The organism is Bhargavaea beijingensis, from assembly GCF_900101985.1.
Lineage (GTDB): Bacteria > Bacillota > Bacilli > Bacillales_A > Planococcaceae > Bhargavaea > Bhargavaea beijingensis.
Window position 1 is genome coordinate 90855 of the sequence record NZ_FNAR01000007.1, and the last position, 22141, is coordinate 112995.

24 protein-coding genes are annotated in these 22141 nt (G+C 56.4%); 23 read left to right on the top strand and 1 reads right to left on the bottom strand.

Features of this window, described 5'->3' with window-relative positions; all coding sequences use genetic code 11:
* Positions 1 to 44: 44 nt before the first annotated feature.
* From rsgA to spoVM, 4 genes are read left to right on the top strand one after another with little or no spacing between them, the layout of a single operon-like run.
* Entirely contained in the window at positions 45 to 932 is an 888-nt protein-coding gene (rsgA, locus tag BLT01_RS07260; protein ID WP_092096420.1) for a ribosome small subunit-dependent GTPase A, read from the top strand.
* A complete protein-coding gene (rpe, locus tag BLT01_RS07265) occupies positions 929 to 1594 on the top strand; it encodes a ribulose-phosphate 3-epimerase (protein WP_092096423.1) in 666 nt (221 codons plus the stop codon). The genes rsgA and rpe overlap by 4 nt, the downstream gene beginning before the upstream one ends.
* Entirely contained in the window at positions 1591 to 2241 is a 651-nt protein-coding gene (locus BLT01_RS07270) for a thiamine diphosphokinase (RefSeq protein ID WP_092096425.1), read from the top strand. Before rpe ends, BLT01_RS07270 begins: the two co-directional genes overlap by 4 nt.
* Before the next feature lie 14 nt (positions 2242 to 2255).
* Entirely contained in the window at positions 2256 to 2387 is a 132-nt protein-coding gene (gene spoVM, locus BLT01_RS07275; protein ID WP_092096428.1) for a stage V sporulation protein SpoVM, read from the top strand.
* A gap of 41 nt (positions 2388 to 2428) precedes the next feature.
* Here the strand turns inward: spoVM and rpmB are convergent, their stop codons facing one another.
* Positions 2429 to 2617 carry a 50S ribosomal protein L28 gene (gene rpmB / locus BLT01_RS07280; protein WP_008297256.1) on the bottom strand — a complete coding sequence of 63 codons (189 nt, stop codon included), beginning with the start codon at positions 2615 to 2617 and terminating at the stop codon, positions 2429 to 2431.
* 229 nt (positions 2618 to 2846) lie between these two features.
* Here rpmB and BLT01_RS07285 point away from each other — a divergent pair, with 229 nt between their 5' ends.
* The 19 genes from BLT01_RS07285 to trmD all read left to right on the top strand — a co-directional run bounded on the left by BLT01_RS07285 (position 2847) and on the right by trmD (position 22096).
* Complete coding sequence (locus BLT01_RS07285; protein ID WP_092096431.1) at positions 2847 to 3209, top strand: Asp23/Gls24 family envelope stress response protein; 363 nt, start codon at positions 2847 to 2849, stop codon at positions 3207 to 3209.
* 19 nt (positions 3210 to 3228) lie between these two features.
* On the top strand, positions 3229 to 4887 hold the full coding sequence (locus tag BLT01_RS07290; RefSeq protein ID WP_092096434.1) for a DAK2 domain-containing protein: 1659 nt from the start codon (positions 3229 to 3231) through the stop codon (positions 4885 to 4887).
* A gap of 133 nt (positions 4888 to 5020) precedes the next feature.
* Entirely contained in the window at positions 5021 to 5683 is a 663-nt protein-coding gene (gene sdaAB / locus BLT01_RS07295) for an L-serine ammonia-lyase, iron-sulfur-dependent subunit beta (RefSeq protein ID WP_092096437.1), read from the top strand.
* A 16-nt stretch (positions 5684 to 5699) separates the two neighbouring features.
* Positions 5700 to 6602 carry an L-serine ammonia-lyase, iron-sulfur-dependent, subunit alpha gene (sdaAA, locus tag BLT01_RS07300; RefSeq protein ID WP_092096439.1) on the top strand — a complete coding sequence of 301 codons (903 nt, stop codon included), beginning with the start codon at positions 5700 to 5702 and terminating at the stop codon, positions 6600 to 6602.
* A complete protein-coding gene (gene recG / locus BLT01_RS07305; RefSeq protein ID WP_245696892.1) occupies positions 6595 to 8631 on the top strand; it encodes an ATP-dependent DNA helicase RecG in 2037 nt (678 codons plus the stop codon). The genes sdaAA and recG overlap by 8 nt, the downstream gene beginning before the upstream one ends.
* A 321-nt stretch (positions 8632 to 8952) precedes the next feature.
* Positions 8953 to 9531, top strand: a complete 579-nt coding sequence (fapR, locus tag BLT01_RS07315; protein ID WP_092096446.1) for a transcription factor FapR — start codon at positions 8953 to 8955, stop codon at positions 9529 to 9531.
* Positions 9528 to 10523 carry a phosphate acyltransferase PlsX gene (plsX, locus tag BLT01_RS07320; protein WP_092096448.1) on the top strand — a complete coding sequence of 332 codons (996 nt, stop codon included), beginning with the start codon at positions 9528 to 9530 and terminating at the stop codon, positions 10521 to 10523. Before fapR ends, plsX begins: the two co-directional genes overlap by 4 nt.
* On the top strand, positions 10516 to 11460 hold the full coding sequence (gene fabD / locus BLT01_RS07325) for an ACP S-malonyltransferase (RefSeq protein WP_092096454.1): 945 nt from the start codon (positions 10516 to 10518) through the stop codon (positions 11458 to 11460). Before plsX ends, fabD begins: the two co-directional genes overlap by 8 nt.
* On the top strand, positions 11461 to 12207 hold the full coding sequence (gene fabG / locus BLT01_RS07330; protein WP_092096457.1) for a 3-oxoacyl-[acyl-carrier-protein] reductase: 747 nt from the start codon (positions 11461 to 11463) through the stop codon (positions 12205 to 12207).
* A 112-nt stretch (positions 12208 to 12319) separates the two neighbouring features.
* Complete coding sequence (gene acpP / locus BLT01_RS07335) at positions 12320 to 12556, top strand: acyl carrier protein (RefSeq protein ID WP_008297236.1); 237 nt, start codon at positions 12320 to 12322, stop codon at positions 12554 to 12556.
* 123 nt (positions 12557 to 12679) lie between these two features.
* Positions 12680 to 13441, top strand: coding sequence for a ribonuclease III (gene rnc / locus BLT01_RS07340; protein ID WP_092096459.1), 762 nt, complete (start codon positions 12680 to 12682; stop codon positions 13439 to 13441).
* Between the two features lies 1 nt (position 13442).
* Complete coding sequence (gene smc, locus BLT01_RS07345; protein WP_092096462.1) at positions 13443 to 17051, top strand: chromosome segregation protein SMC; 3609 nt, start codon at positions 13443 to 13445, stop codon at positions 17049 to 17051.
* Entirely contained in the window at positions 17048 to 18061 is a 1014-nt protein-coding gene (gene ftsY, locus BLT01_RS07350; protein ID WP_092096464.1) for a signal recognition particle-docking protein FtsY, read from the top strand. The genes smc and ftsY overlap by 4 nt, the downstream gene beginning before the upstream one ends.
* Before the next feature lie 78 nt (positions 18062 to 18139).
* Positions 18140 to 18475 (top strand): putative DNA-binding protein, encoded by a 336-nt coding sequence (locus BLT01_RS07355; RefSeq protein ID WP_092096466.1) that lies wholly within the window; start codon positions 18140 to 18142, stop codon positions 18473 to 18475.
* Between the two features lie 17 nt (positions 18476 to 18492).
* A complete protein-coding gene (gene ffh, locus BLT01_RS07360; protein WP_092096468.1) occupies positions 18493 to 19851 on the top strand; it encodes a signal recognition particle protein in 1359 nt (452 codons plus the stop codon).
* Between the two features lie 410 nt (positions 19852 to 20261).
* Positions 20262 to 20534: a 30S ribosomal protein S16 gene (gene rpsP / locus BLT01_RS07365; protein ID WP_008297224.1), complete on the top strand. Its 273-nt coding sequence runs from the start codon at positions 20262 to 20264 to the stop codon at positions 20532 to 20534.
* 18 nt (positions 20535 to 20552) lie between these two features.
* On the top strand, positions 20553 to 20783 hold the full coding sequence (locus BLT01_RS07370; protein WP_092096470.1) for a KH domain-containing protein: 231 nt from the start codon (positions 20553 to 20555) through the stop codon (positions 20781 to 20783).
* Positions 20784 to 20846: 63 nt separating this feature from the next.
* The gene (gene rimM, locus BLT01_RS07375; RefSeq protein WP_092096472.1) at positions 20847 to 21362 is read left to right on the top strand and encodes a ribosome maturation factor RimM; all 516 of its coding nucleotides are present in this window, start codon (positions 20847 to 20849) and stop codon (positions 21360 to 21362) included.
* On the top strand, positions 21362 to 22096 hold the full coding sequence (gene trmD / locus BLT01_RS07380; RefSeq protein ID WP_092096474.1) for a tRNA (guanosine(37)-N1)-methyltransferase TrmD: 735 nt from the start codon (positions 21362 to 21364) through the stop codon (positions 22094 to 22096). The genes rimM and trmD overlap by 1 nt, the downstream gene beginning before the upstream one ends.
* Positions 22097 to 22141: the final 45 nt, after the last annotated feature.

Genomic DNA, 22141 nt, shown 5'->3' on the forward strand with positions numbered 1-22141 from the left:
ATGAACATGGCAACCGGCACATTTCGGAAAGGGAAGGTGAAAATTTGAAACAAGGCCAGATCCGCAAGGCACTGAGCGGGTTCTACTATTTGTATGACAACGGTGAGACGGTGCGCAGCAAAGGGCGCGGTGTCTTCAGGGTTCGAGGTGTAACCCTGCTTGTCGGCGATTTCGTAGATTACGAGAAAGACGGCGAGAATGATGCCGTCATCGTGAATGTCCATGAGCGCAAAAATGAGCTTGTGCGTCCACCCATCGCCAATGTCGACCAGGCGCTTCTCGTCTTTTCTGTTAAGGAGCCGAATTTTTCCCCGAAGCTGCTTGACCGTTTTCTTGCGGTCATTGAATCCTACGGGGTCGAGCCGGTCATCATCCTGACCAAGACCGACCTGCTGGATGAAAAAGCCGCGGCGGAAATACGGCGGTATGCGGATTATTACCGGAGCATCGGCTACACTGTGCTGGAAACCAGTATCGGAGACGGGGAGATTGCAGAGGTGCTCGGTCCGATCATCAGGGGAAAGACCACTGTTCTGACAGGACAGTCAGGTGTCGGAAAGTCCACGCTGCTCAATACGCTCATGCCTGAACTTGAGCTGAAAACGGATGAAATCTCCGATTCGCTCGGCCGCGGCCGGCATACGACCCGGCACGTGGAACTGATCGAATACGCCGGCGGTCTGGTCGCAGATACGCCGGGCTTCAGCTCGCTTGATTTTGACCATCTTGAGAAAGAGGAACTGTCCGGATGCTTTGCCGAATTCGCTGAGCTGTCCGAAAACTGTAAGTTCAGGGGCTGCCTGCATCTGAAAGAGCCGAAATGTGCCGTAAAGGCGGCCGTCGGGTCCGGTGAAGCCGAACAGTTCAGATATGATCATTACGTACAGTTTTTGCAGGAAATCATAGACCGAAAGCCGAGGTATCCATCATGATTAAAATTGCACCATCCATCCTTTCCGCCGATTTCGCAAAGCTCGGAGAAGAAGTCAGGGAAGTGGAACAGGCGGGAGCCGACTACATTCACATCGATGTGATGGACGGGCACTTTGTGCCGAATATCACATTGGGACCGAATATTGTGAAGGCGCTGCGGCCTGTGACGGACCTGCCGCTCGACGTCCATCTGATGATTTCCGACCCGGACCGCTACATCGCCGACTTTGCTGAAGCCGGGGCGGACATTATCACCGTGCATGCGGAGGCATGCACCCATCTCCACAGTACCGTACAGCTCATCCGTTCCCATGGAGTAAAGGCGGGAGTTGTTCTGAATCCCCACACTCCTCATGAGGTTCTTGAGTATGTCATCGATGATTTGGATATGGTGCTTCTCATGACGGTCAACCCCGGGTTCGGCGGCCAGTCATTTATCAGTGAAGTGGTACCGAAGATTTCCAAAGTGTGCGCGATGATCCGTGAACGGGGACTTTCTACCGAAATTGAAGTGGATGGCGGAATCACTGCGGACACGATCGCCGAATGTGCCAAGGCGGGGGCGGATGTGTTCGTGGCCGGATCTGCTATTTACAATAGGGAAGACCGGGCCGCTGCCATTGCCGCCATTCGCGAAGCGGGAGTTTCGGCTCTCCAATGATCCGTGAAGCGGTGGTTGTGGCGGGCGGGCCCGGTGTTGCCGGAATCCGTCCCGATACGAGGGAGGGCACAGTCTTTATCGGTGCCGACCGGGGCGCTCTCCGACTTGTGCGCTCCGGCATCCGGCCGGTGCTTTCTGTGGGGGACTTTGACTCTGTCACAGCGGAAGAGTTCCGGGAAATTTCCTCGTTTTCGCACCGGGTCATACGCGTCGGCGGTGAAAAAGATGAGACTGACACGGAACTGGCACTTGCCGGCGCAATTCGTCTGCAGCCGGGCACCGTCACTCTCACCGGCGTGACGGGCGGGCGGCTCGACCACGCCCAGTCTGCCATGCATGCGGTTTACCGGCTGCAGGACAAGCATCCTGAAATCAGATTCAGGATCCTCGATCCGGACAATGAACTTTATTTTCTCCGACCGGGCAGGCATACAGTGCATGACGGCGGGGAATACCGGTACATTTCTTTCTTTTCTTTCGGCGGGCCAGTGACCGGAATGACGCTGGAAGGTTTCAGATATGAGGCGGTAAATGCGGAAATCAGACCGGGGACGACGCTCTTCACGAGCAATGAAGCAGGAGGCGGTGAATGTACTATCTCTTTCGAGACAGGCATATGTTTGGTTGTAAGAAGCACCGATGCCTGAAAGGAGCGGACGAAATGAGAGTGTACACATTCCAGCTGCCCAAAATGGTGAGCAGCTTTGCGCGCAAGTGCCTGCAGCTTTTCCAACGTGAGGAACGAAAGCCGGTAGCGAAGAAAAAGCGGAGAAAAAGCAAAATGCCGAGCTGACTCAGGTCAGCTCGGCATTTCTTTTTGCGATATTTAACAGGTCAGACACGCTGGACTTTACCGGATTTCAGGGCGCGTGCGGAAACCCATACGCGCTTCGGCTTGCCATCCACCATGATGCGCACTTTTTGAAGGTTCGCACCCCAAGTGCGGCGGTTTGCGTTCATTGCGTGGGAACGGTTGTTGCCGGCGCTTGCTTTGCGGCCTGTAATAACACATTTTTTAGGCATGTTTTTCCCTCCTCTTCGGTGAAGATGAAGACGGATTCCCGTCTGTTCGCCATCTCACATACTAAAATAATTTAGCACAAATCAGCCGGCGATGCAACAGGTTTAGAGAGGCCATCAAGAAAAAACACTTTACAGGGATTGCAGGAACAGCATGCTGTGTGTCTTTTCTATTCCCCGGCAGTAGTGTACAATGACGTTAGCCAAAATGGACTTCACAGGAGGCGTTACCATGTCGATCGGACTGAAAAATGAATTCGGCACTATTGAAATTTCGAATGACGTGATCGCACAAGTGGCCGGGGGAGCAGCGGTCGAGTGCTATGGAATCGTCGGGATGGCATCCCGCCACCAGATCCGGGACGGACTGACGGACATCCTGAGGAAAGAAAACTTCACCAGAGGTGTGATTGTCCGTTCCATCGGAGAAGATCTCCATATCGACATGTACGTCATCGTCGGCTATGGTGTGAAGATTTCAGAGGTCGCATACCAAGTCCAATCCAAAGTGAAATATACATTAAGCAAACAATTGGGAATGACGGTCAACTCCGTCAATATTTTTGTCCAGGGAGTCCGTGTGACGAACCTGTAAAAGGAGGAAGCGAACGTTTATGAAAGAATTAGATGGACATCGATTTGCGGAAATGGTGATGATGGGCTCCCATCACCTATCCAATAATGCGGACTTCGTCGATTCGCTTAACGTTTTCCCCGTGCCAGACGGCGATACGGGGACGAACATGAATCTGTCCATGACGTCCGGCGCCAAAGAAACGGAACAGGCGGCAACGGACCATATCGGCAGGACGGCGCAGGCCCTTTCCAAGGGCCTGCTCATGGGGGCGCGCGGAAATTCCGGCGTCATCCTGTCACAATTGTTCCGGGGGTTCGGCAAAGCAATCGAGGACAATGCAACGCTTGATGCGAAAGAGTTCGCCGGCGCATTCCAGGCCGGTGTGGACACGGCCTATAAGGCAGTCATGAAGCCGGTGGAAGGAACGATCCTCACCGTAGCAAAAGATGCCGCGAAAACAGCGGTCGGAACCGCCGAATCGGAATCGGACATCATCAAGGTGATGGAGGCGCTCACTGACGAGGCGAAAGCCTCTCTGAAGCGGACGCCTGACCTGCTGCCGGTGCTGAAAGAAGTCGGCGTTGTGGACAGCGGCGGCCAAGGACTGGTCTTTGTCTATGAAGGATTCCTTTCCGCCCTCAGAGGCGAAGAATTGCCTGTGACCACGCAGACATCAATGGATGATCTTGTCAGTGCGGAGCATCATAAAAGCATCCAGGGCTTCATGGATACGTCCGAAATCGAGTTCGGTTACTGCACGGAATTCATGGTGCGCTTCGAAGAAGACAAAACCGCTGATAATCCGTTTGACGAGTCGAAGTTCCGGGAAGATCTGAGCGCTTATGGAGATTCTCTTCTTGTCATTTCGGACGACGAGATCGCCAAGGTACATATCCACTCGGAAGATCCGGGGGAAGTGCTTTCCTACGGTAAAAAGTATGGCAGCCTCATCAAGATCAAGATCGAGAACATGCGGGAGCAGCACACGGCCATCCTGGAAAAGGACGAGCCGGCCCAAACGGCGCAACAGCCGGCCAAGCATCCGTATGCCATCATCACAGTCTCGATGGGACCGGGGATTGCCGAACTGTTCCGAAGCATCGGCGCCTCTTACGTCATCGAGGGCGGCCAGACGATGAACCCTTCTACGGAAGACATTGTCAGGGCAATACGGGAAGTGGGGGCCGAGCGCGCACTTATTCTCCCGAACAACAAAAACATCATTATGGCTGCCGAGCAGGCTGCGGAAGTATCTGGCATTGAGGCGGCAGTCGTACCGACGAAAAACGTGCCCCAGGGACTCGCGGCAATCCTTGCCTTTAATCCCGAGGCGCCGGTATCCGATAATGCAGCTTCCATGGCAGAAGCATTCTCGCATGTCAGGACCGGACAGGTGACGACCGCCGTACGTGACACGACCATTGATGGCGTTGAAATCCGCAAAGGCTCCTTTATGGGAATGGCCGAAGGGAAAATCGTCAACTCCGACGCTTCTCTCAAGAGTGTCACCGAGTCCCTGATCCACGAGGTCGTCGACGAGGGGTCGGAAATCGTGACAATCCTCTTCGGGGAGGGTGCGACGCGTCAGGGAGCGGACGAACTTGCGGCATACATCGAGGAGCAGTATCCGGACGTGGAAGTGGAAATCCATGAAGGCAAGCAGCCCCTATACCCGTATATCATCTCTGCCGAATAAAATCAGGCGCACCGGCAACCCGGTGCGCTGTTTTTGTTGAATTGGGGAAAGCGTTTGCAACGAACGTGTGTTTTGAGAAAAATCACGAAATCATGTAAAATAGGGGAAACGTCCCAAAGGAGGACTTCAACTTATGAAATTCAGATCGGTTTTTGATATTATCGGTCCGGTCATGGTCGGGCCCTCTTCTTCGCACACCGCCGGAGCGGCAAGGATCGGCCGGGTGGCGAGGACGCTGTTCGGCCGCCAGCCCGACTGGGCGGAAATCCGCCTCTACGGCTCGTTTGCGGAAACTTACAAAGGCCACGGCACCGATGTTGCAATCATTGGCGGCCTGTTGGACTACGACACGGATGATGAACGGATTCGCACGGCTTTCGCGGAAGCGGAGCAAGTCGGGCTGAGATTCGAATTCATCACGGAATCTGAGGAGCCGGATCATCCGAATACAGCAAAAATCAGAATTGGTGATGCTGACGGCGAAATGGAGCTGACAGGCATCTCGATCGGCGGCGGCAAAATGGAAGTGACGGAGCTTAACGGCTTTACACTGAGGCTTACCGGCCACTATCCGGCGTTGCTGATCGTCCACCATGACAGGCCCGGCGTCATTGCCGGTGTTGCCAACGCGCTTGCGGCCGACGGCATTAACATCGCTCATATGGAGTGCGGGCGGAAGGAAAAAGGAGAGATGGCGCTTATGGTCATCGAAGTCGACCAGATCATCACCGACTCCATGATCCGCCTCATCACCGACCTGGACAATGTGACGCAAGTTTCGATACTTGCAGACTGATAAGGGGGCATTCCCATTGGATATTCTATTTTCAACGGTTAAGGAACTGGTCGGGCTTGCGGAAGAAACCGGGCGGCCGATTTCCGAAATCATGATCGAACAGGAGATGCGCATCACCAAGCGTTCGCGTGAAGAAGTGATCGGGCAGATGGAGCGTAATCTTGAAGTGATGGAAGAGGCGGTCGAAAAGGGGCTGGAGGGCGTGAGCTCGACGTCAGGCCTGACCGGAGGTGACGCGGTCCTTCTCCAAACTTACATCAAGAGCGGCAAATCGCTTTCCGGAAATCTTCTCCTCGATGCCGTGAGCAAGGCTGTCGCGACCAATGAAGTCAACGCCGCCATGGGCATGATCTGCGCGACCCCTACGGCTGGCGCTGCGGGCATCGTGCCGGGCACGCTGTTTGCCGTCAAGGACAAGCTGAACCCAACCCGCGAGCAGATGATCAATTTCCTGTTCACGTCAGGCGCGTTCGGTTTTGTCGTGGCGAACAACGCGTCCATCTCCGGTGCCGCAGGCGGCTGCCAGGCGGAAACCGGATCGGCCGCTTCGATGGCAGCCGCGGCGATCGTGGAGATGGCCGGCGGCACGCCGCAGCAAAGTGCGGAAGCCTTTTCCATCGTGATGAAAAATATGCTCGGTCTCGTCTGCGATCCGGTAGCCGGACTGGTCGAAGTCCCGTGCGTCAAGCGCAATGCGATGGGGGCCGCCAAGGCACTGGTCGGTGCGGATATGGCGCTTGCAGGCGTAACAAGTGTTATCCCGACCGATGAAGTGATCGAAGCCATGCACCGGATCGGCCGTTCAATGCCGTCCGCTTTGCGCGAAACGGCAAAAGGCGGATTGGCCGCGACACCGACAGGCAAGCGGCTAGAGGCGGAGATCTTCGGAAAGAAGGCGAAAGAAAGTGTGGTTGACTGAACCGGTCACTGCTTTGAAGGGCATCGGCAAAGAAGCCGCCGCTACACTTGGGAATCTTGGTGTCCGCACGGTGGAGGACCTCGTCATGATGTTCCCTTACCGCCACGAAGACAACCGCCTGAAAGACCTGTCGGAAACCCCCCACGAAGAAAGGGTCACCATTGAAGGAAGGGTCGAAAGCGAACCTTCCGTTTTCTTTTCGGGAAAAAACAGATCCAGGCTGCAGATCCGCCTGCTTGCAGGACGCCACCTGGTCAAGGCGGTGTTCTTTAACCAGCATTATCTCAGGCACCGGCTGGCGCCGGGAATGACGATCACGGTCACCGGAAAATGGGACCGCGGACGCCAGGTCATCAATGTCAGCTCCTTCAAGGAAGGCCCGAAACAGGCCGGGGAAGATTTTGAGCCGGTCTACAGCCTCAAGGGCGGCATGCACCAGAAAACGATCCGCCGGTATATCCGGACTGCCCTTGATGCAGTGGCGGGCGACCTGCCGGATCCGATGCCGGCCGAGCTGCTGGAGAGGTATAGACTTCCCGGGATCGCTGAGGCGCTCGAAGGCATGCACTTCCCGCGAGATTCGGAACATGTCAAGCATGCGCGGCGCCGCTTTGTCTATGAAGAATTCCTCGGTTACCAGCTGAAGATGCAGGCGATCAAAAAAATCAGGAAGGAAGCGGGCAAGGGGGCGGAACACCATTACGACCTGGAAAAACTGAAGGCATTCATCGACTCTCTGCCGTTCGAACTCACCGGTGCACAAAAAAGGGTCGTCAACGAGCTTTGCGCGGAACTAAAGGAGCCTGTGCGGATGAACCGGCTCCTTCAGGGTGATGTCGGATCGGGCAAAACCGCCGTGGCGGCAATCACCCTTTATGCAACGATTACAGCCGGGGCACAGGGAGCGCTCATGGCTCCGACGGAAATCTTAGCCGAACAGCATGCCCAGACCCTGGCTGATTGGCTGGAGCCCTTCGGCGTGCGCATGGCCCTGCTCTCGGGCTCCACGAAGGTTAAAGCACGAAGGATCATCCTGGAGAAACTGGCAGAGGGGGAAATCGATCTCGTCATCGGCACCCACGCCCTGATCCAGCCGGATGTGGTTTTCAAAAAGCTCGGACTCGTCATTACGGACGAGCAGCACCGGTTCGGAGTGGAGCAGCGCCGCGTCCTGAAGGAAAAGGGGGAAGACCCGGATGTGCTGTTCATGACGGCAACGCCGATTCCCCGGACGCTTGCCATCACGGCGTTTGGCGAAATGGATGTCTCCATTCTTGACGAAATGCCTGCAGGCCGGCAGCCGATTGAAACCTATTGGACGAAGCGGGAGGCTCTCCCTGCGGTCCTCAAACGGATGGGGAAAGAGCTCCAGCAGGGCCGCCAGGCATACGTCATCTGTCCCCTCATCGAAGAATCCGACAAGCTGGATGTCCAGAACGCGGTCGACATGTACGAGCAGATCCGCCAGTATTTCGGCGGAAGATTCAATGTCGGCCTGATGCATGGCCGGCTCCATCCGGATGATAAAGAAGCGGTCATGCGGGAATTCTCCGAAGGCGGGCTTCATGTTCTTGTCTCGACGACTGTCGTCGAAGTCGGCGTGAACGTACCAAACGCGTCATTCATGGTCATCTCGGATGCCGAGCGTTTCGGCCTTGCACAGCTGCACCAGCTCCGCGGCCGTGTCGGGCGCGGAGCACACAAGTCCTACTGCGTGCTCCTTGCAGACCCGAAAACGGAAATCGGCAAGGAGCGGATGCAGTCCATGACCGAGACGAACGACGGTTTCCGCCTTGCCGAAAAGGACCTTGAACTCCGCGGTCCGGGCGACTTTTTCGGAAAACGCCAGAGCGGCATGCCGGACTTCAAAGTGGCGGACCCCGTCCATGACTACCGCGCGCTCAATACCGCCAGGCTGGATGCGGAACAACTGATCGCATCCGAGGTATTTTGGAACAATCCGGAATATGAAACACTCCGGACCATGATCAAACAATCCGGAGCCCTATCCGACGAACGGATTGACTGAACCGAATCCGTTTGTCGGATTTTTTGTGTTGCAGAAATTAAAATGGCGGAGACAAAGTGGTTGAACTGATAACGTTGCCCTGGTCCAAGCTATTGCCGTGCCCGCAACCCGAGCCTTTGCTCGCCGCGCTGGCGTTGGAAGAGAAAGCGGTTGCCCGGCTGTCCGCAGCGGAAATCGAAGAATTGAGTCGTGAGAAAAAGTCAATGGGCAAAGCAATATCGCAGATACTGCCAAAGCAAAGTAGTCCAGCATGGTTGCAATCTGCCCTATTGGTTTTATATACTCATATTAGTACCAAGTGCTAAATCCGGTGGTGAAAACATGAAACTGCAGAAACGAGAGCGCCAGGCCCGCCTGTCTTCGCTGTTGGAGGAGAACCCGCTGCTCACGGACGGCGATCTCGCCGAACATTTCGGAGTCAGCGTCCAAACCATTCGGCTGGACCGGATGGAAAAGGGAATTCCCGAACTGCGGGAACGGCTGAAAGATGTGGCCGTCCGTTCACTTGATGACGTCAAGTCACTGCCGATCGATGAAGTCATCGGCGACATCATCGATATAGAGCTGGACAAGCGCGCGGTGTCCGTGTTCGACGTCACGAGGGATCACGTCTTCCAGCGCAACGGCATCGCGAGGGGGCATCATCTGTTCGCGCAGGCGAACTCCCTGGCCGTGGCCGTCATCGACGACGAGCTTGCGCTTACCGCAAAATCCTCGCTGAACTTCATCAAGCCTGTAAGGGCAGGAGAACGGGTCGTCGCAAAAGCGGCGGTTCGGCCGGGGGAACGCCCCCGCCGGACCATTGTGGAAGTGATCTCGACGGTGGGTGATGAGCCTGTTTTCACCGGAACCTTTGAAATGTACCGGACCCACGAGAGCGGAAAAGAGGGACAATCATGATCATAGCAGTAGACGGAATGGGAGGCGACCATGCCCCCGATGCGACTGTGGAAGGAGTGCGCCAGGCACTTGAGGCGTTCCCGGACATCCAAATCCGGCTATACGGGGATACCGGCCGCATCGAACCGATGATCGGGGCGCATGAGCGCCTGGAGCTCGTCCATTGCACCGAAAAAATCGAAGGGGATGATGAACCGGTCCGTGCTGTCCGGCGGAAAAAAGATTCCTCCCTGGTGCGCATGGCGCAGGCGGTCCGCGACAGTGAGGCCGATGCGGGAGTCAGTGCAGGAAACACGGGTGCGCTCATGGCTGCAGGGCTGTTCGTTGTCGGCCGCTTGGACGGAGTCGACCGTCCGGCACTTGCGCCGACGCTTCCGACGCTCGACGGAAGAGGGTTCGTCATGCTCGATATGGGGGCCAATGCCGATGCTAAACCGCAACATCTTGCGCAGTACGCAGTGATGGGCAGCATTTATGCGGAGCAGGTCCGGGGAATCCGGAACCCGCGGGTCGGCCTTCTCAATATCGGAACTGAAGAAAACAAAGGAAACGATCTGACGAAGGAAGCCCATGCCCTCATCGCCGATGCTCCGGTTAACTTCATCGGAAATGTGGAGGCACGGGATCTGCTAAGCGGCATCGCCGACGTCGTCGTGACCGACGGCTTCACCGGCAACATGGTGCTGAAAACAATTGAAGGGACCGCCCAGGGTCTTATGTCCATGATCAAGGACACCTTCATGTCCAATGCAAAAGGCAAGATTGCCGGCCTTCTCGTCAAGGACGGACTCAAGGATCTGAAAACGAAAATGGATTACACAGAGTACGGCGGTGCCGGCCTGTTCGGCCTGAAAGCACCGCTGATCAAAGCGCACGGATCTTCCAATGCCAATGCCATCATGAACGCCATCCGCCAAGCCAGGACCATGGCCGGCCACGGCGTGACGGAACGCATCGGAGAGACGATCGGAAGGATGGGGGAACATGAGTAAGATTGCATTTGTCTTTCCGGGCCAAGGTTCGCAGAAAGTCGGCATGGCCTCGGAATTCATCGGAAACGGCACAGCTTTCGGCAACTTTGCCGATGAGGCGGACAGCCGTCTCGGCATCGGGCTGAGCAAGCTGATGCAAGAAGGACCGCAGGAAGAACTGACACTCACCTACCATGCGCAGCCTGCGCTTCTGACCGCAGGTGCAGCGATTGATGCTGCGCTGAAGGCCGCGGGCATCCGCCCGGACTATGCCGCCGGACACAGCCTCGGGGAATATTCTGCGCTTGTATCGGCGGGTGTGTTGCCGTTCGGTGATGCAGTTGAGACCGTCCACCGCAGAGGCTTGTACATGAACGAGGCTGTTCCGGCAGGAGAAGGGGCGATGGCCGCCATTCTCGGCCTCGGTGCCGGGGAGCTGAGTCGCGTGACTGATGAAGTGTCCGGGGAAGGGTACCCGGTCCAGCCGGCTAATCTGAATTGCCCGGGACAGATTGTGATCTCCGGCAGCAAGCGCGGTGTTGAACTGGCTTGCGAGGCGGCGAAGGCCGCTGGTGCCAAGCGGGCGATTCCGCTTGATGTCAGCGGACCGTTCCATTCCGCTCTCATGAAGCCTGCGGCACAGAAACTGCAGGCACAGCTGGACTCCGTCGGATTCGGCCAGGCGGAATTCCCGGTCATTGCAAATGTCACCGCGGAACCCGTCCGGGAGTCCGGACAGATCAAACAGCTACTTGTGGAGCAGTTATATTCACCGGTGCGCTGGGAAGAATCTGTGCGGAACATGCTGGATCTCGGCGTGACACGCTTTATCGAGTGCGGACCCGGCGGCGTGCTGTCCGGACTGATCCGGAAAATCGACCGTTCTGCCACTGTCCTCAAGGTCGAAGATACGGAAACATTGAAACAGGCCGTCGAGACGGCGAAAGGATGGTCGTGAATGGGCAAACTTACCGGTAAATCCGCTATTGTGACAGGGGCTTCGCGCGGCATTGGACGAGCCATTGCCATCGCCCTCGCAAAAGAAGGCGCAAAGGTCGCCGTGAACTTTGCGGGAAGCGAAGACAAGGCCGCTGAGACGGTCAGGATGATTGAGGAAACGGGCGGTGAGGCGTTTGCCGTCCGGGCTTCCGTCAGCAGCCAGGAGGACGTCAAGCAGCTTGTTGATGAGACGATGGAACGCTTCGGCTCCATAGACATCCTTGTCAACAACGCAGGCATCACGAAAGACAATCTTCTGATGCGCATGAAAGAGGAAGAGTGGGATGATGTGCTGTCGACCAACCTGAAAGGGGTCTTTCTCTGCACAAAGGCTGTCGCGCGGCCGATGATGAAAAAACGGTCCGGCACGATCGTCAACCTGGCGTCCGTCGTCGGAGTCGCAGGCAATGCCGGCCAGGCCAACTACGTTGCAGCCAAGGCGGGCGTCATCGGACTCACGAAGACGGCGGCCAAGGAGCTGGCCACACGTGGCATCAGGGTCAATGCCGTTGCCCCCGGTTTCATCACGACCGATATGACGGACAAGCTTCCCGAAGAAGTGAAGGAAGCGATGATGAGCCAGATCCCGCTCGGCAAGCTCGGGGATCCCGTAAACGTGGCCCGTGCCGTCGTTTTCCTCGCTTCGGATGATTCGGCATACATTACCGGGCAGACTCTCCATGTTGACGGCGGAATGGTGATGTAACCCTTGTCGCGGGACGGGCTGCCTGTCATACTGATTGGGTGGCCGGAAAAGCGGAAGGCATCCGCCGAAGCAGACCGATAAACAGACTCTCCCGTGAGAGGAGGTGAACGTATTGGCAACTGTTCTGGAACGTGTGACAAAAGTGATCGTCGACCGTCTCGGCGTTGATGAGAGCGAAGTGAAGCCTGAAGCATCCTTCCGTGAGGATCTCGGCGCGGACTCTCTTGACGTCGTGGAGCTCGTCATGGAGCTCGAGGACGAATTCGACCTTGAAATCTCCGATGAAGATGCGGAGAAAATCGGAACTGTCGGAGACGCAGTTTCTTATATTGAGGAAAAGACCGCGTAATCGGTTTTGAAGAGGCAGGCGAGCAGTCCGGAGACGGACCGGCGCCAGCCTCTTTTGCCGTTTTGCGTTACCCTGCCGAAAGGGGTAAACTTAGCATATATCCACAACGGAAAGGCAGATCTGATGACTATGAACAAAAAAGAGCGCCACATCAAAAAAGGTTCCTATCCGGAATCTGTCCATAAGCGATTTGCCGATTTTGAGGAGAACATCGGCTTCACTTTCGGTGACCCGACCCTCCTATACCGTGCCTTCACTCACTCCTCATATGTGAACGAGCATCGGAAGAGGATCCATGATGACAACGAGCGCCTTGAATTTCTGGGCGATGCCGTCCTGGAACTGGCCGTCTCCCGTTTTCTGTTTGAGACTTATCCATCCATGAGCGAAGGCGAACTGACCAAGCTGCGCGCTGCAATCGTCTGCGAACCGTCCCTCGTCCAGTTTGCGGATGAGCTGGATTTCGGCCGTTATGTCCTGCTCGGCAAAGGCGAAGAGCAGACCGGGGGGCGCACGCGTCCATCCCTTTTGGCCGACGTGTTTGAAGCGTTTGTCGGTGCACTTTATTTGGACAACGGATTCGACAAGGTTGTCGGATTCCTTGAAAAGATCGTTTTCCCGAAAGTGAAGGTCGGTGCTTTTTCCCATGTGATGGATTACAAGAGCCAGCTGCAGGAAATGGTCCAGCAGTCGTCAAACGGCCAGCTTCACTATGAGATTGTTGACGAAAAGGGTCCTGCTCATGACCGGGTATTCGTTTCGGCTGTCACGATCGGTGGAAATGAACTGGGCCGGGGCGAGGGCAAGTCGAAAAAAGAGGCGGAGCAGCTGGCTGCCCGCCATGCCATCAGCGAACTGCGCAAAATTGAAGGGCAGGCGGAATGACTTGTATCTGAAGCGACTGGAAATTATCGGGTTCAAGTCGTTCGGTGAACGGATCGGCCTGGACTTTGTGCCGGGAGTGACGGCCGTCGTCGGGCCAAACGGCAGCGGAAAAAGCAACATCACCGACGCCATCCGGTGGGTCCTCGGTGAACAGTCGGCAAAAACCCTGCGCGGAGGCAAGATGGAAGATGTGATTTTCTCGGGAAGTGATTCCAGGAAAGCCCTGAACTTCGCAGAGGTCACTCTCATTCTCGACAACTCCGATGGCCGCGTGCCGCTTGATTTCAGTGAAATCAGTGTCACGCGCCGCGTGTTCCGTTCCGGAGACAGCGAATACCAGATCAACCGGCAGGACTGCCGGCTCCGGGACATCGTCGATTTGTTCATGGATTCGGGGCTCGGAAAAGAGGCATTCTCCGTCATCTCACAGGGACGCGTCGATGAAATTCTGAACAGCAAGCCGGAAGACCGGCGCGCAATCTTCGAGGAAGCGGCGGGCGTGCTCAAGTATAAGCAGCGCCGCCGAAAAGCCGAACATAAGCTGTTCGAAACGGAAGACAACCTCAACCGGGTGCTGGATATCCTTCACGAGCTTGACGGGCGACTAGAACCGCTTCGGATCCAGGCATCCGCTGCGAAAGACTATCTCGCGATGTCCGGAGAGCTGGATGAAATCGGCGCCGCACTTCTTTCTTATGACATCCGGGAAAATGAAAAGCAACTGGCGGATGTCCGCAAGCAACTGGAAGAAGCAACCGGACTTGAACATGCCGCCGCAGAAGAAGCCGGACGCCATGAATCAGAGCTCGGCCGGCTCCGCGCTGAGGCGGAAAAGCTCGCTGCAACACTGGACGGTCTGCACAACGCACTGGCGGAAGCGGGCGCGAATGTTGAAAAATGGGAAGGCCGCAAGCAGGTGCTCGCCGAGCGGAAGACCCATGCCGAGCGTCAGCTCGAACGGCTGCGGGATGACCTGGCGGAAACGGAGCAAACAGCCGGCAGGCTCAGGCAAAGGAAAGAGCAGGCAGAGCGGGAAGCGACTATCCGGAAAAAAGCACTCCGGGAAGCACGGTCCGAAATCCGCCGGCTGCAGGAAGTCATGGACCGCCCGCTTGATGAGACCGCCCGGAGAATAGACGAACTGAAATCCGCTTATATCGAATTGCTGAACGAAGAGGCGGCCGTGAAAAACGAGCTCAAACATCTTACGCAACAGCTTGAATATCAGTCCGAATCCGCCCAACGGAACCGTGCCCGGGCGGGAGAGGCGCGTGCGGAATGGGAAGAGGCCTCCGCGGCGCTTGCCGGTGCGGAACAGGAGCTTGCCGGCATGAAGGAGCGGCTCTCATCTGTACGGTCGGATGAAGCGGAGCTGGCTGCGTCGAGAGAGCAGACTGCGGCCGAGCTGAACGGGAAACAGGAACAGTTGTACAAGGCCTACAGCCTGCTTGAAAAACTGAAGGGCCGGCGGGAAGCCCTTCTTTCCATGGAAGCGGAATTCGCCGGATTCCATACAGGTGTCCGTGAAGTGCTCCGTGCAGCCGAAAGCAACCGTCTGGACGGCATCGAAGGGGCGGTCGCCTCACTTGTCGCAGTGAAAAAGGAGTTTGCCGGTGCCGCTGAAACGGCCCTCGGTGCAGCTGCGCAGAATATCGTGACCATCACGGAAGCTGATGCCCGCCAGGCGATCGGCTATCTGAAAAAAAGCAGGAAGGGCCGGGCCACATTCCTGCCGCTATCCGTGATGAAGCCTCGCAGGGTGGATCCTTCTTCCCTGAGCCGCGCTTCTTCACACGAAGACTTTATCGGGACAGGGGACACGGTCGTCACTGCCGAAGAAAAGTACATGCCGATTGTGCAGAACCTGCTCGGCAATGTCCTCATTTCCCGCACCCTGAAAGGTGCCAATGAAATCGGCAAGATGATCGGACACCGCTACCGCGTCGTGACCCTGGACGGCGATGTCGTCAATGCCGGAGGCTCAATGACCGGCGGGGGGGTGGACCGGGGCAACCCGATCTTCATGAGGAAGGCGGAGCTTGGACAGGTGACCGCTGATGCCGTCCGTCTTGAAAAGTCGATCGGCAACGCCGAAAAGGTCATTGCCTCGCTGAAGCAACAGTTGACGGCACAATCGGAAAATCTTGATCGGGTGAGGGAAGAGCGTGAAGCGCTGACGGAGAAGGAAGTGGCAATCGTCGGCAGGGTCGCGGAACTGAAGGCGGCGGAACGCCGGCTGGCCGATCGCCTGGCCATGTTCGGTGACGAGGAGTCCGGCACTACGGTCCTGACAACCGGCATCCGTGGCCGCATCCGGGAGGCCGAATCACGGCAGGCTGCCCTCAAGGAAGAGCTTGGCCGGGCATCCGGTGAAATCGAAGAGATGACAGGCCTTTATGAAGAAGGGCGGACCGAGCGCGACCGGATGAACAACCGGCTTGGCGACCTCAAACAGGAATCCGCCGTGCTTGCCGAACAGCTTGCACAGGCAGAAGCCGCTTCTGCTGCGGTCGAGGAAGAGCTGGCTGCGCTGCTTGCCAGAGAAGAACGGCTCCGGGAAGAAATGGAGTGGACAGCCGGAGGAGATGCCGGATCAAGCCCCGAGGAAGCCGAGAACGAACTTCAGACATGGAAAGAAAAGAAGGCGTCTCTCGAAAAAGAGCTGTCGCTGACGCTATCTCTTCGGGAATCCCTCCAGCAGGACATCGCTTCGGCGGAAGCGAGATTCCGTCGTGCGGCGGAAAAGAAGGCGGTGCATTCGACCACTGTACGGGAAGCTGAGCTCCGTGCGGGCCGAATCACCTATGAGCTTGGATCACTCCGCAGTTCGCTCGAAGAGGACTACGGAATCGATGAACTGCCGGATGCCGGAATCGGATTCCCCGAGAATCTGGCACCGGAGGAAGCCAGGAAGAAAGTACGGCTCCTGAAGCAGTCAATCGAAGAGTTGGGTCCCGTCAATACGGCTTCAATCGAAGAATTCGATGCCGTATCGGAGCGCCACGCATTCCTCACAGATCAGCGCAATGATCTGCTCGAGGCCAAAGAGACGCTTGAAAGCGCCATCGATGAGATGGATACCGAAGTGACGGAACGGTTCAGCAGTACATTCCACGCGGTCAGCCGGCAGTTCGGCATCGTCTTCAAGGAATTGTTCGGCGGCGGCAGGACGGAGCTTGTTCTCACCAATCCGGAAGACATGCTGCGGACCGGCATCGACATCGTGGCATGTCCGCCGGGCAAGAAATTGCAGAACCTGAGCCTGCTTTCGGGCGGAGAGCGGGCGTTGACCGCAATCGCTCTCCTTTTCGCCATCCTGAAAGTCCGGCCCGTGCCATTTTGTGTGCTGGATGAAGTCGAAGCGGCGCTGGATGAAGCCAATGTGCTGCGGTACAGCGATTATCTGAAGAAATTCAGCAGCGAGACGCAGTTCATCGTCATCACCCACAGGAAGGGGACGATGGAAGGCGCCGACGTGCTTTATGGCATCACCATGCAAGAATCCGGCATTTCCAAGCCGGTCTCCGTCAGGCTGACGGAAAGCAGCGAAGTGGAATATGAGGAGCCCGTCCCGTCGGTGGGGGCTGGTCCGAAAGGAGCGGGAATATGAGTTTTTTCAAGAAACTGAAAGAGAAAATGTCCGGCAAACCGGACGAAACAACAGAAAAGTATAAAGACGGACTGGAAAAGACGAGAACATCGTTCACTTCCAAAGTCAATGACCTCATCGCCCGTTACCGGAAGGTGGATGAAGACTTTTTCGAGGAGCTTGAAGATCTCCTGCTTCAGGCGGATGTCGGATTCGAAACGGTCATGGAGCTGATGGATGACCTGCGGTTCGAGGTGCAGCGCCGGAACGTCAAAGATACGGAAGGCATCCAGACCGCCATTTCCGAGAAGCTGGTCGACATCTATCACAAAGGCGATGAAGGCGAAGGCGGCCTTAACATGCAGGACGGGGAACCGACTGTGATCCTTCTGGTGGGCGTCAACGGCGTCGGCAAGACGACGACAATCGGCAAGCTTGCCCACCGTTTCATCCAGGAAGGCAAGACGGTCATGCTGGCTGCCGGAGATACATTCCGGGCCGGAGCGATCGATCAGCTCCAGGTATGGGGCGACCGGGTCGGTGCGGAAGTGATCCGCCAGGCGGAGAATTCGGATCCCGCAGCCGTCATGTACGATGCGGTGAGGGCGGCGAAAAACCGCAAGGTGGATGTACTGATCTGTGATACCGCCGGACGCCTCCAGAACAAAGTCAACCTGATGAACGAGCTCGAGAAAGTGCATAGGGTGATCGGCCGGGAGCTGCCGGGCGCGCCGCACGAGACTTTGCTCGCGCTCGATGCAACGACCGGACAGAACGCCCTCATCCAGGCGGAGACCTTCAAGGAAGCGACGGATGTCACGGGCATCGTGCTGACGAAGCTTGACGGTACCGCGAAAGGCGGGATCGTCCTCGCCATCCGAAACAAGCTGGGCATCCCGGTCAAGTTCGTCGGTCTTGGTGAAGGCATGGAAGACCTGCAACCGTTTGATGCGGAGCGATATGTATACGGATTGTTTGCCGAAGGGCTGGAGCAGGAAGCGGTCAAAGCCGATGGCCAGGATGAAGATTGAAAGACAAGGTAATTTACTTGACAGGGACACCCGCCCTGTATAAAATGCTGTTGACGGAGACGGGAAGGAGGGGCTTTCATGCTGCTTGAAAAAACAACCCGGATGAACTTCCTGTTCGACTTTTATCAGGCACTGCTGACCGAGAAGCAACGAAGCTATATGGACCTGTATTACCTGAACGACCTGTCCCTGGGGGAAATTGCAGAGCAATATGAGATCTCCCGCCAGGCGGTCTATGACAATATCCGCCGTACGGAGGCGATGCTTGAGGAGTATGAGCAGAAACTCCAGCTTTTCAGCAAGTTCCGCCAGCGGCGAGCAGCCGTCGACGCGCTTGTGGCCGATGTACAACAAGGCGGAACGGATGCCGGATCTCTCGTCCGGCGCCTGCAAGAACTAAAAGAATTTGACTGATAGGAGGCGGGCAATCGATGGCATTTGAAGGGTTGGGCGAGCGCCTGCAGCAAACGCTTCAGAAAATAAAGGGCAAGGGGAAAGTGACCGAGGCCGATGTCAAAGAGATGATGCGCGAAGTCCGTTTCGCACTGATCGAGGCCGACGTCAACCTGAAGGTCGTCAAGGAATTCGTCAAGAAAGTGAGCGAGCGCGCTGTCGGATCGGACGTCATGGAAAGCCTGACGCCGGGACAGCAGGTCGTCAAAATTGTCCGGGATGAACTGGCTGACCTTATGGGCGGTGAAGCCGAAACGATCACATTCGCGAAAAAGCCGCCGACCGTCATCATGATGGTCGGGCTTCAGGGTGCCGGGAAGACCACGACAACCGGGAAGCTGGCAAACCTGATCCGAAAGAAATATAACCGGAAACCGCTACTTGTCGCTGCCGACGTCTACCGTCCGGCCGCAATCCAGCAGTTGGAGACGATCGGCAAACAGCTCGGCATGCCGGTGTTCCAGCTCGGAACCGAGGAAAATCCTGTCGATATCGCCAAACAGGCTATTGCCAAGGCAAAGGAAGACCACCATGATGTCGTCTTTATCGATACGGCCGGGCGGCTCCAGATCGACGAGAACCTCATGCAGGAACTCCGCGATATCTACGACGCGGTGCAGCCGGACGAGGTCTACCTCGTCGTCGACGCGATGACCGGACAGGTTGCCGCAAACGTGGCGGAGACATTTGACCAGCAGGTCGGCGTGACCGGTGTCGTTCTGACGAAGCTGGACGGAGACACCCGTGGCGGTGCAGCGCTCTCGATCCGTTCCGTCACCGGCAGACCGATCAAGTTTGCCGGGATGGGCGAAAAGCTCGACGCGCTCGAACCATTCCATCCGGAACGCATGGCTTCCCGGATTCTCGGGATGGGCGATGTCATGTCGCTGATCGAAAAGGCGCAGTCCAATGTCGATGAACAGAAAGCGAAGGAACTGGAGCAAAAGTTCCGGGACCAGTCGTTCACGTTCGACGACTTCCTTGAGCAGTTGGAGCAGGTAAAGAAAATGGGACCTCTCGATGAGATCCTCAAAATGCTTCCGGGAGCCGGCAAAATCAAGGGCATCGACAATGTGAAGGTGGACGAAAAACAGATGGGCCGTGTGGAGGCAGTCATCAAATCGATGACGACCGAAGAAAAGTCCAAACCGGAAATCATCAACTCCAGCCGCAAAAAGCGCATCGCGCGCGGTTCCGGCACAACCATCCAGGAAGTCAACCGCCTGCTCAAACAATTCGATGAAATGAAAAAGATGATGAAACAAATGTCCAACATGCAACAGGGCAAAGGAAAACGGAAAATGAAAATGCCGGGACTCGATTCGCTGTTCAAGTAAGTTGCTTAATTCTGATGGATATATTCCCTTCTGTCCGATTGAAGCGAAAGGCCCAAGACTCCTCGGAAATGCTTCGCATTTCCTTTGTGCGAGAAGGATTCGAGGAAGCTTCTCTGTCCTGCGGGAAAAGCGTTAGCCGAAGACCCCGAGGATGTCGCGCAATGCTCCGCAACGCTGGTGCTTCTGCACGCAGATGCCAATCTGCGTGTTGGCATCGGCTAAGGCAACGCCCGCGGACTAGCGGATGCCGTTACGAAGAACGGCGTCTGTGGCCAAAAGCGACAGCGTTGGCCGACAAGGGCCTGTAGCGGAAATCAGCTGGAATTAAGGTGTTAAGAAAAAACACTTTACAAAGCAATAATGACTTGGTAATATACTATCTTGTGTGAAACTATTCGGAGGTGCTAACCATGGCAGTTAAAATTCGACTTAAGCGTATGGGCGCAAAAAAGACGCCTTTCTATCGTATCGTAGTAGCAGATTCCCGTTCCCCTCGTGACGGCCGCCAGATTGAAACGATCGGCACGTACAACCCGCTCACGACGCCGGCTGAGCTCAAGATCGACGAAGAGCTTGCACTCAAATGGCTTCAGAACGGCGCGAAGCCTTCTGATACAGTGCGCAACCTGCTCGCTACGCAGGGCATCATGGAGAAATTCCATAACGCCAAGACCGCAAAATAATTTGACGGAGGCGACATGATGAAAAAGCTGATTGAAACGATCGTCAAACCGCTCGTTGATCATCCGGAACACGTCCGGATCGGAGTGGAAGAACGGCAGGGCAGGCTTGTCTGCTCACTGTCCCTCCACCCGGAAGACATGGGGAAAGTGATCGGCAAACAGGGCCGGGTGGCATCCGCTATCCGGACTGTCGTAAATTCAGCTGAAGGCGCAGGCCGGAAACGGGTGCGCGTCGACATCATGGATTAAGGAAGGGACGATTTTGGTTCCTTCCTTTTTCATACCCCGGAAAACGATTAAGGAGGACGACGGATGAACTGGTATAACGTCGGAAAGATCGTCAATACGCACGGAATCCGCGGAGAAGTCCGCGTGATGTCACGGACGGATTTTCCGGAGGAGCGCTATGCAAAAGGGGCGCGCCTGGGACTCTTCATGCCCGGCGAAAAGGAACCGGTCATGCTGACCGTGGCCTCCCGCCGCGCCCATAAGAACTTCGATCTCCTGACATTCGAGGGCCACACGTCCATCAACGACGTGGAGAAGTATCGTGACGGCATTCTGAAAGTGCCTGATGAAGATCTTGGGGAACTGGAAGAAGGCGAATTCTATTACCACGAAATCATCGGCTGCACCGTCGTCGACCAGGAAGGCCGTGAGATCGGCAAGGTGACCGAAGTTCTGGAGACCGGAGCAAATGACGTTTGGGCAGTGAAACCGCCGGAAGGCAAGATGCATTATATTCCATATATCGAGGATGTCGTCCTGGAAGTCGACACCGAAAAAGGGCGGATTGTCATCGATCCGATCGAAGGGCTGCTGTCCTGATGAAAATTTCAGTACTGTCCATTTTTCCGGAAATGTTCGGAGGCGTCTTCAATGCATCCATCCTGAAACGGGCGCAGGAAAGCGGGGCCGTCAGCCTTGCTGTGCGGGATTTCCGGGAATTCGCCACGGACAAGCATCGTAAGGTCGACGATTATCCCTACGGCGGAGGGGCCGGGATGGTCCTGAAGCCTGAGCCGCTGTTCCGGGCCGTGGAAAATCTCTCGGAAGGCCGCTCCCCAAGGATCATCCTCATGTGCCCCCAAGGGGAACGGTTCACCCAGAAAAAGGCCGAAGAGCTGGCGCAGGAAGAAGATCTCATCTTCCTGTGCGGGCACTACGAGGGTTATGACGAACGCATCCGCGAGCACCTCATCACAGATGAGATCTCCATCGGCGATTTTGTCCTCACCGGCGGAGAGCTGGCGGCGATGACAGTCATCGACAGCGTGGTCCGGCTCCTCCCGGGCGTGCTCGGTAACGAGGAATCACCGGCGCTGGATTCGTTTTCTACTGGATTCCTGGAACACCCCCACTACACCCGCCCGGCGGATTTCAGAGGGATGAAGGTGCCCGATGTCCTCCTGTCCGGAAATCATGCGGAAATCGAGCGTTGGCGCGAGGAACAGTCGCTCAGGCGGACGTTCGAACGGAGACCCGATCTTCTCCAGGAAGCCGATCTGACGGACCGCCAGAAAGAAGTGCTCCGCCGCTTCGGCTGGCGGGAAGAAGAGTGAATCCCGTGCTTGCCTGGAGACACGGCCTGTGGTATGATAAGTCCC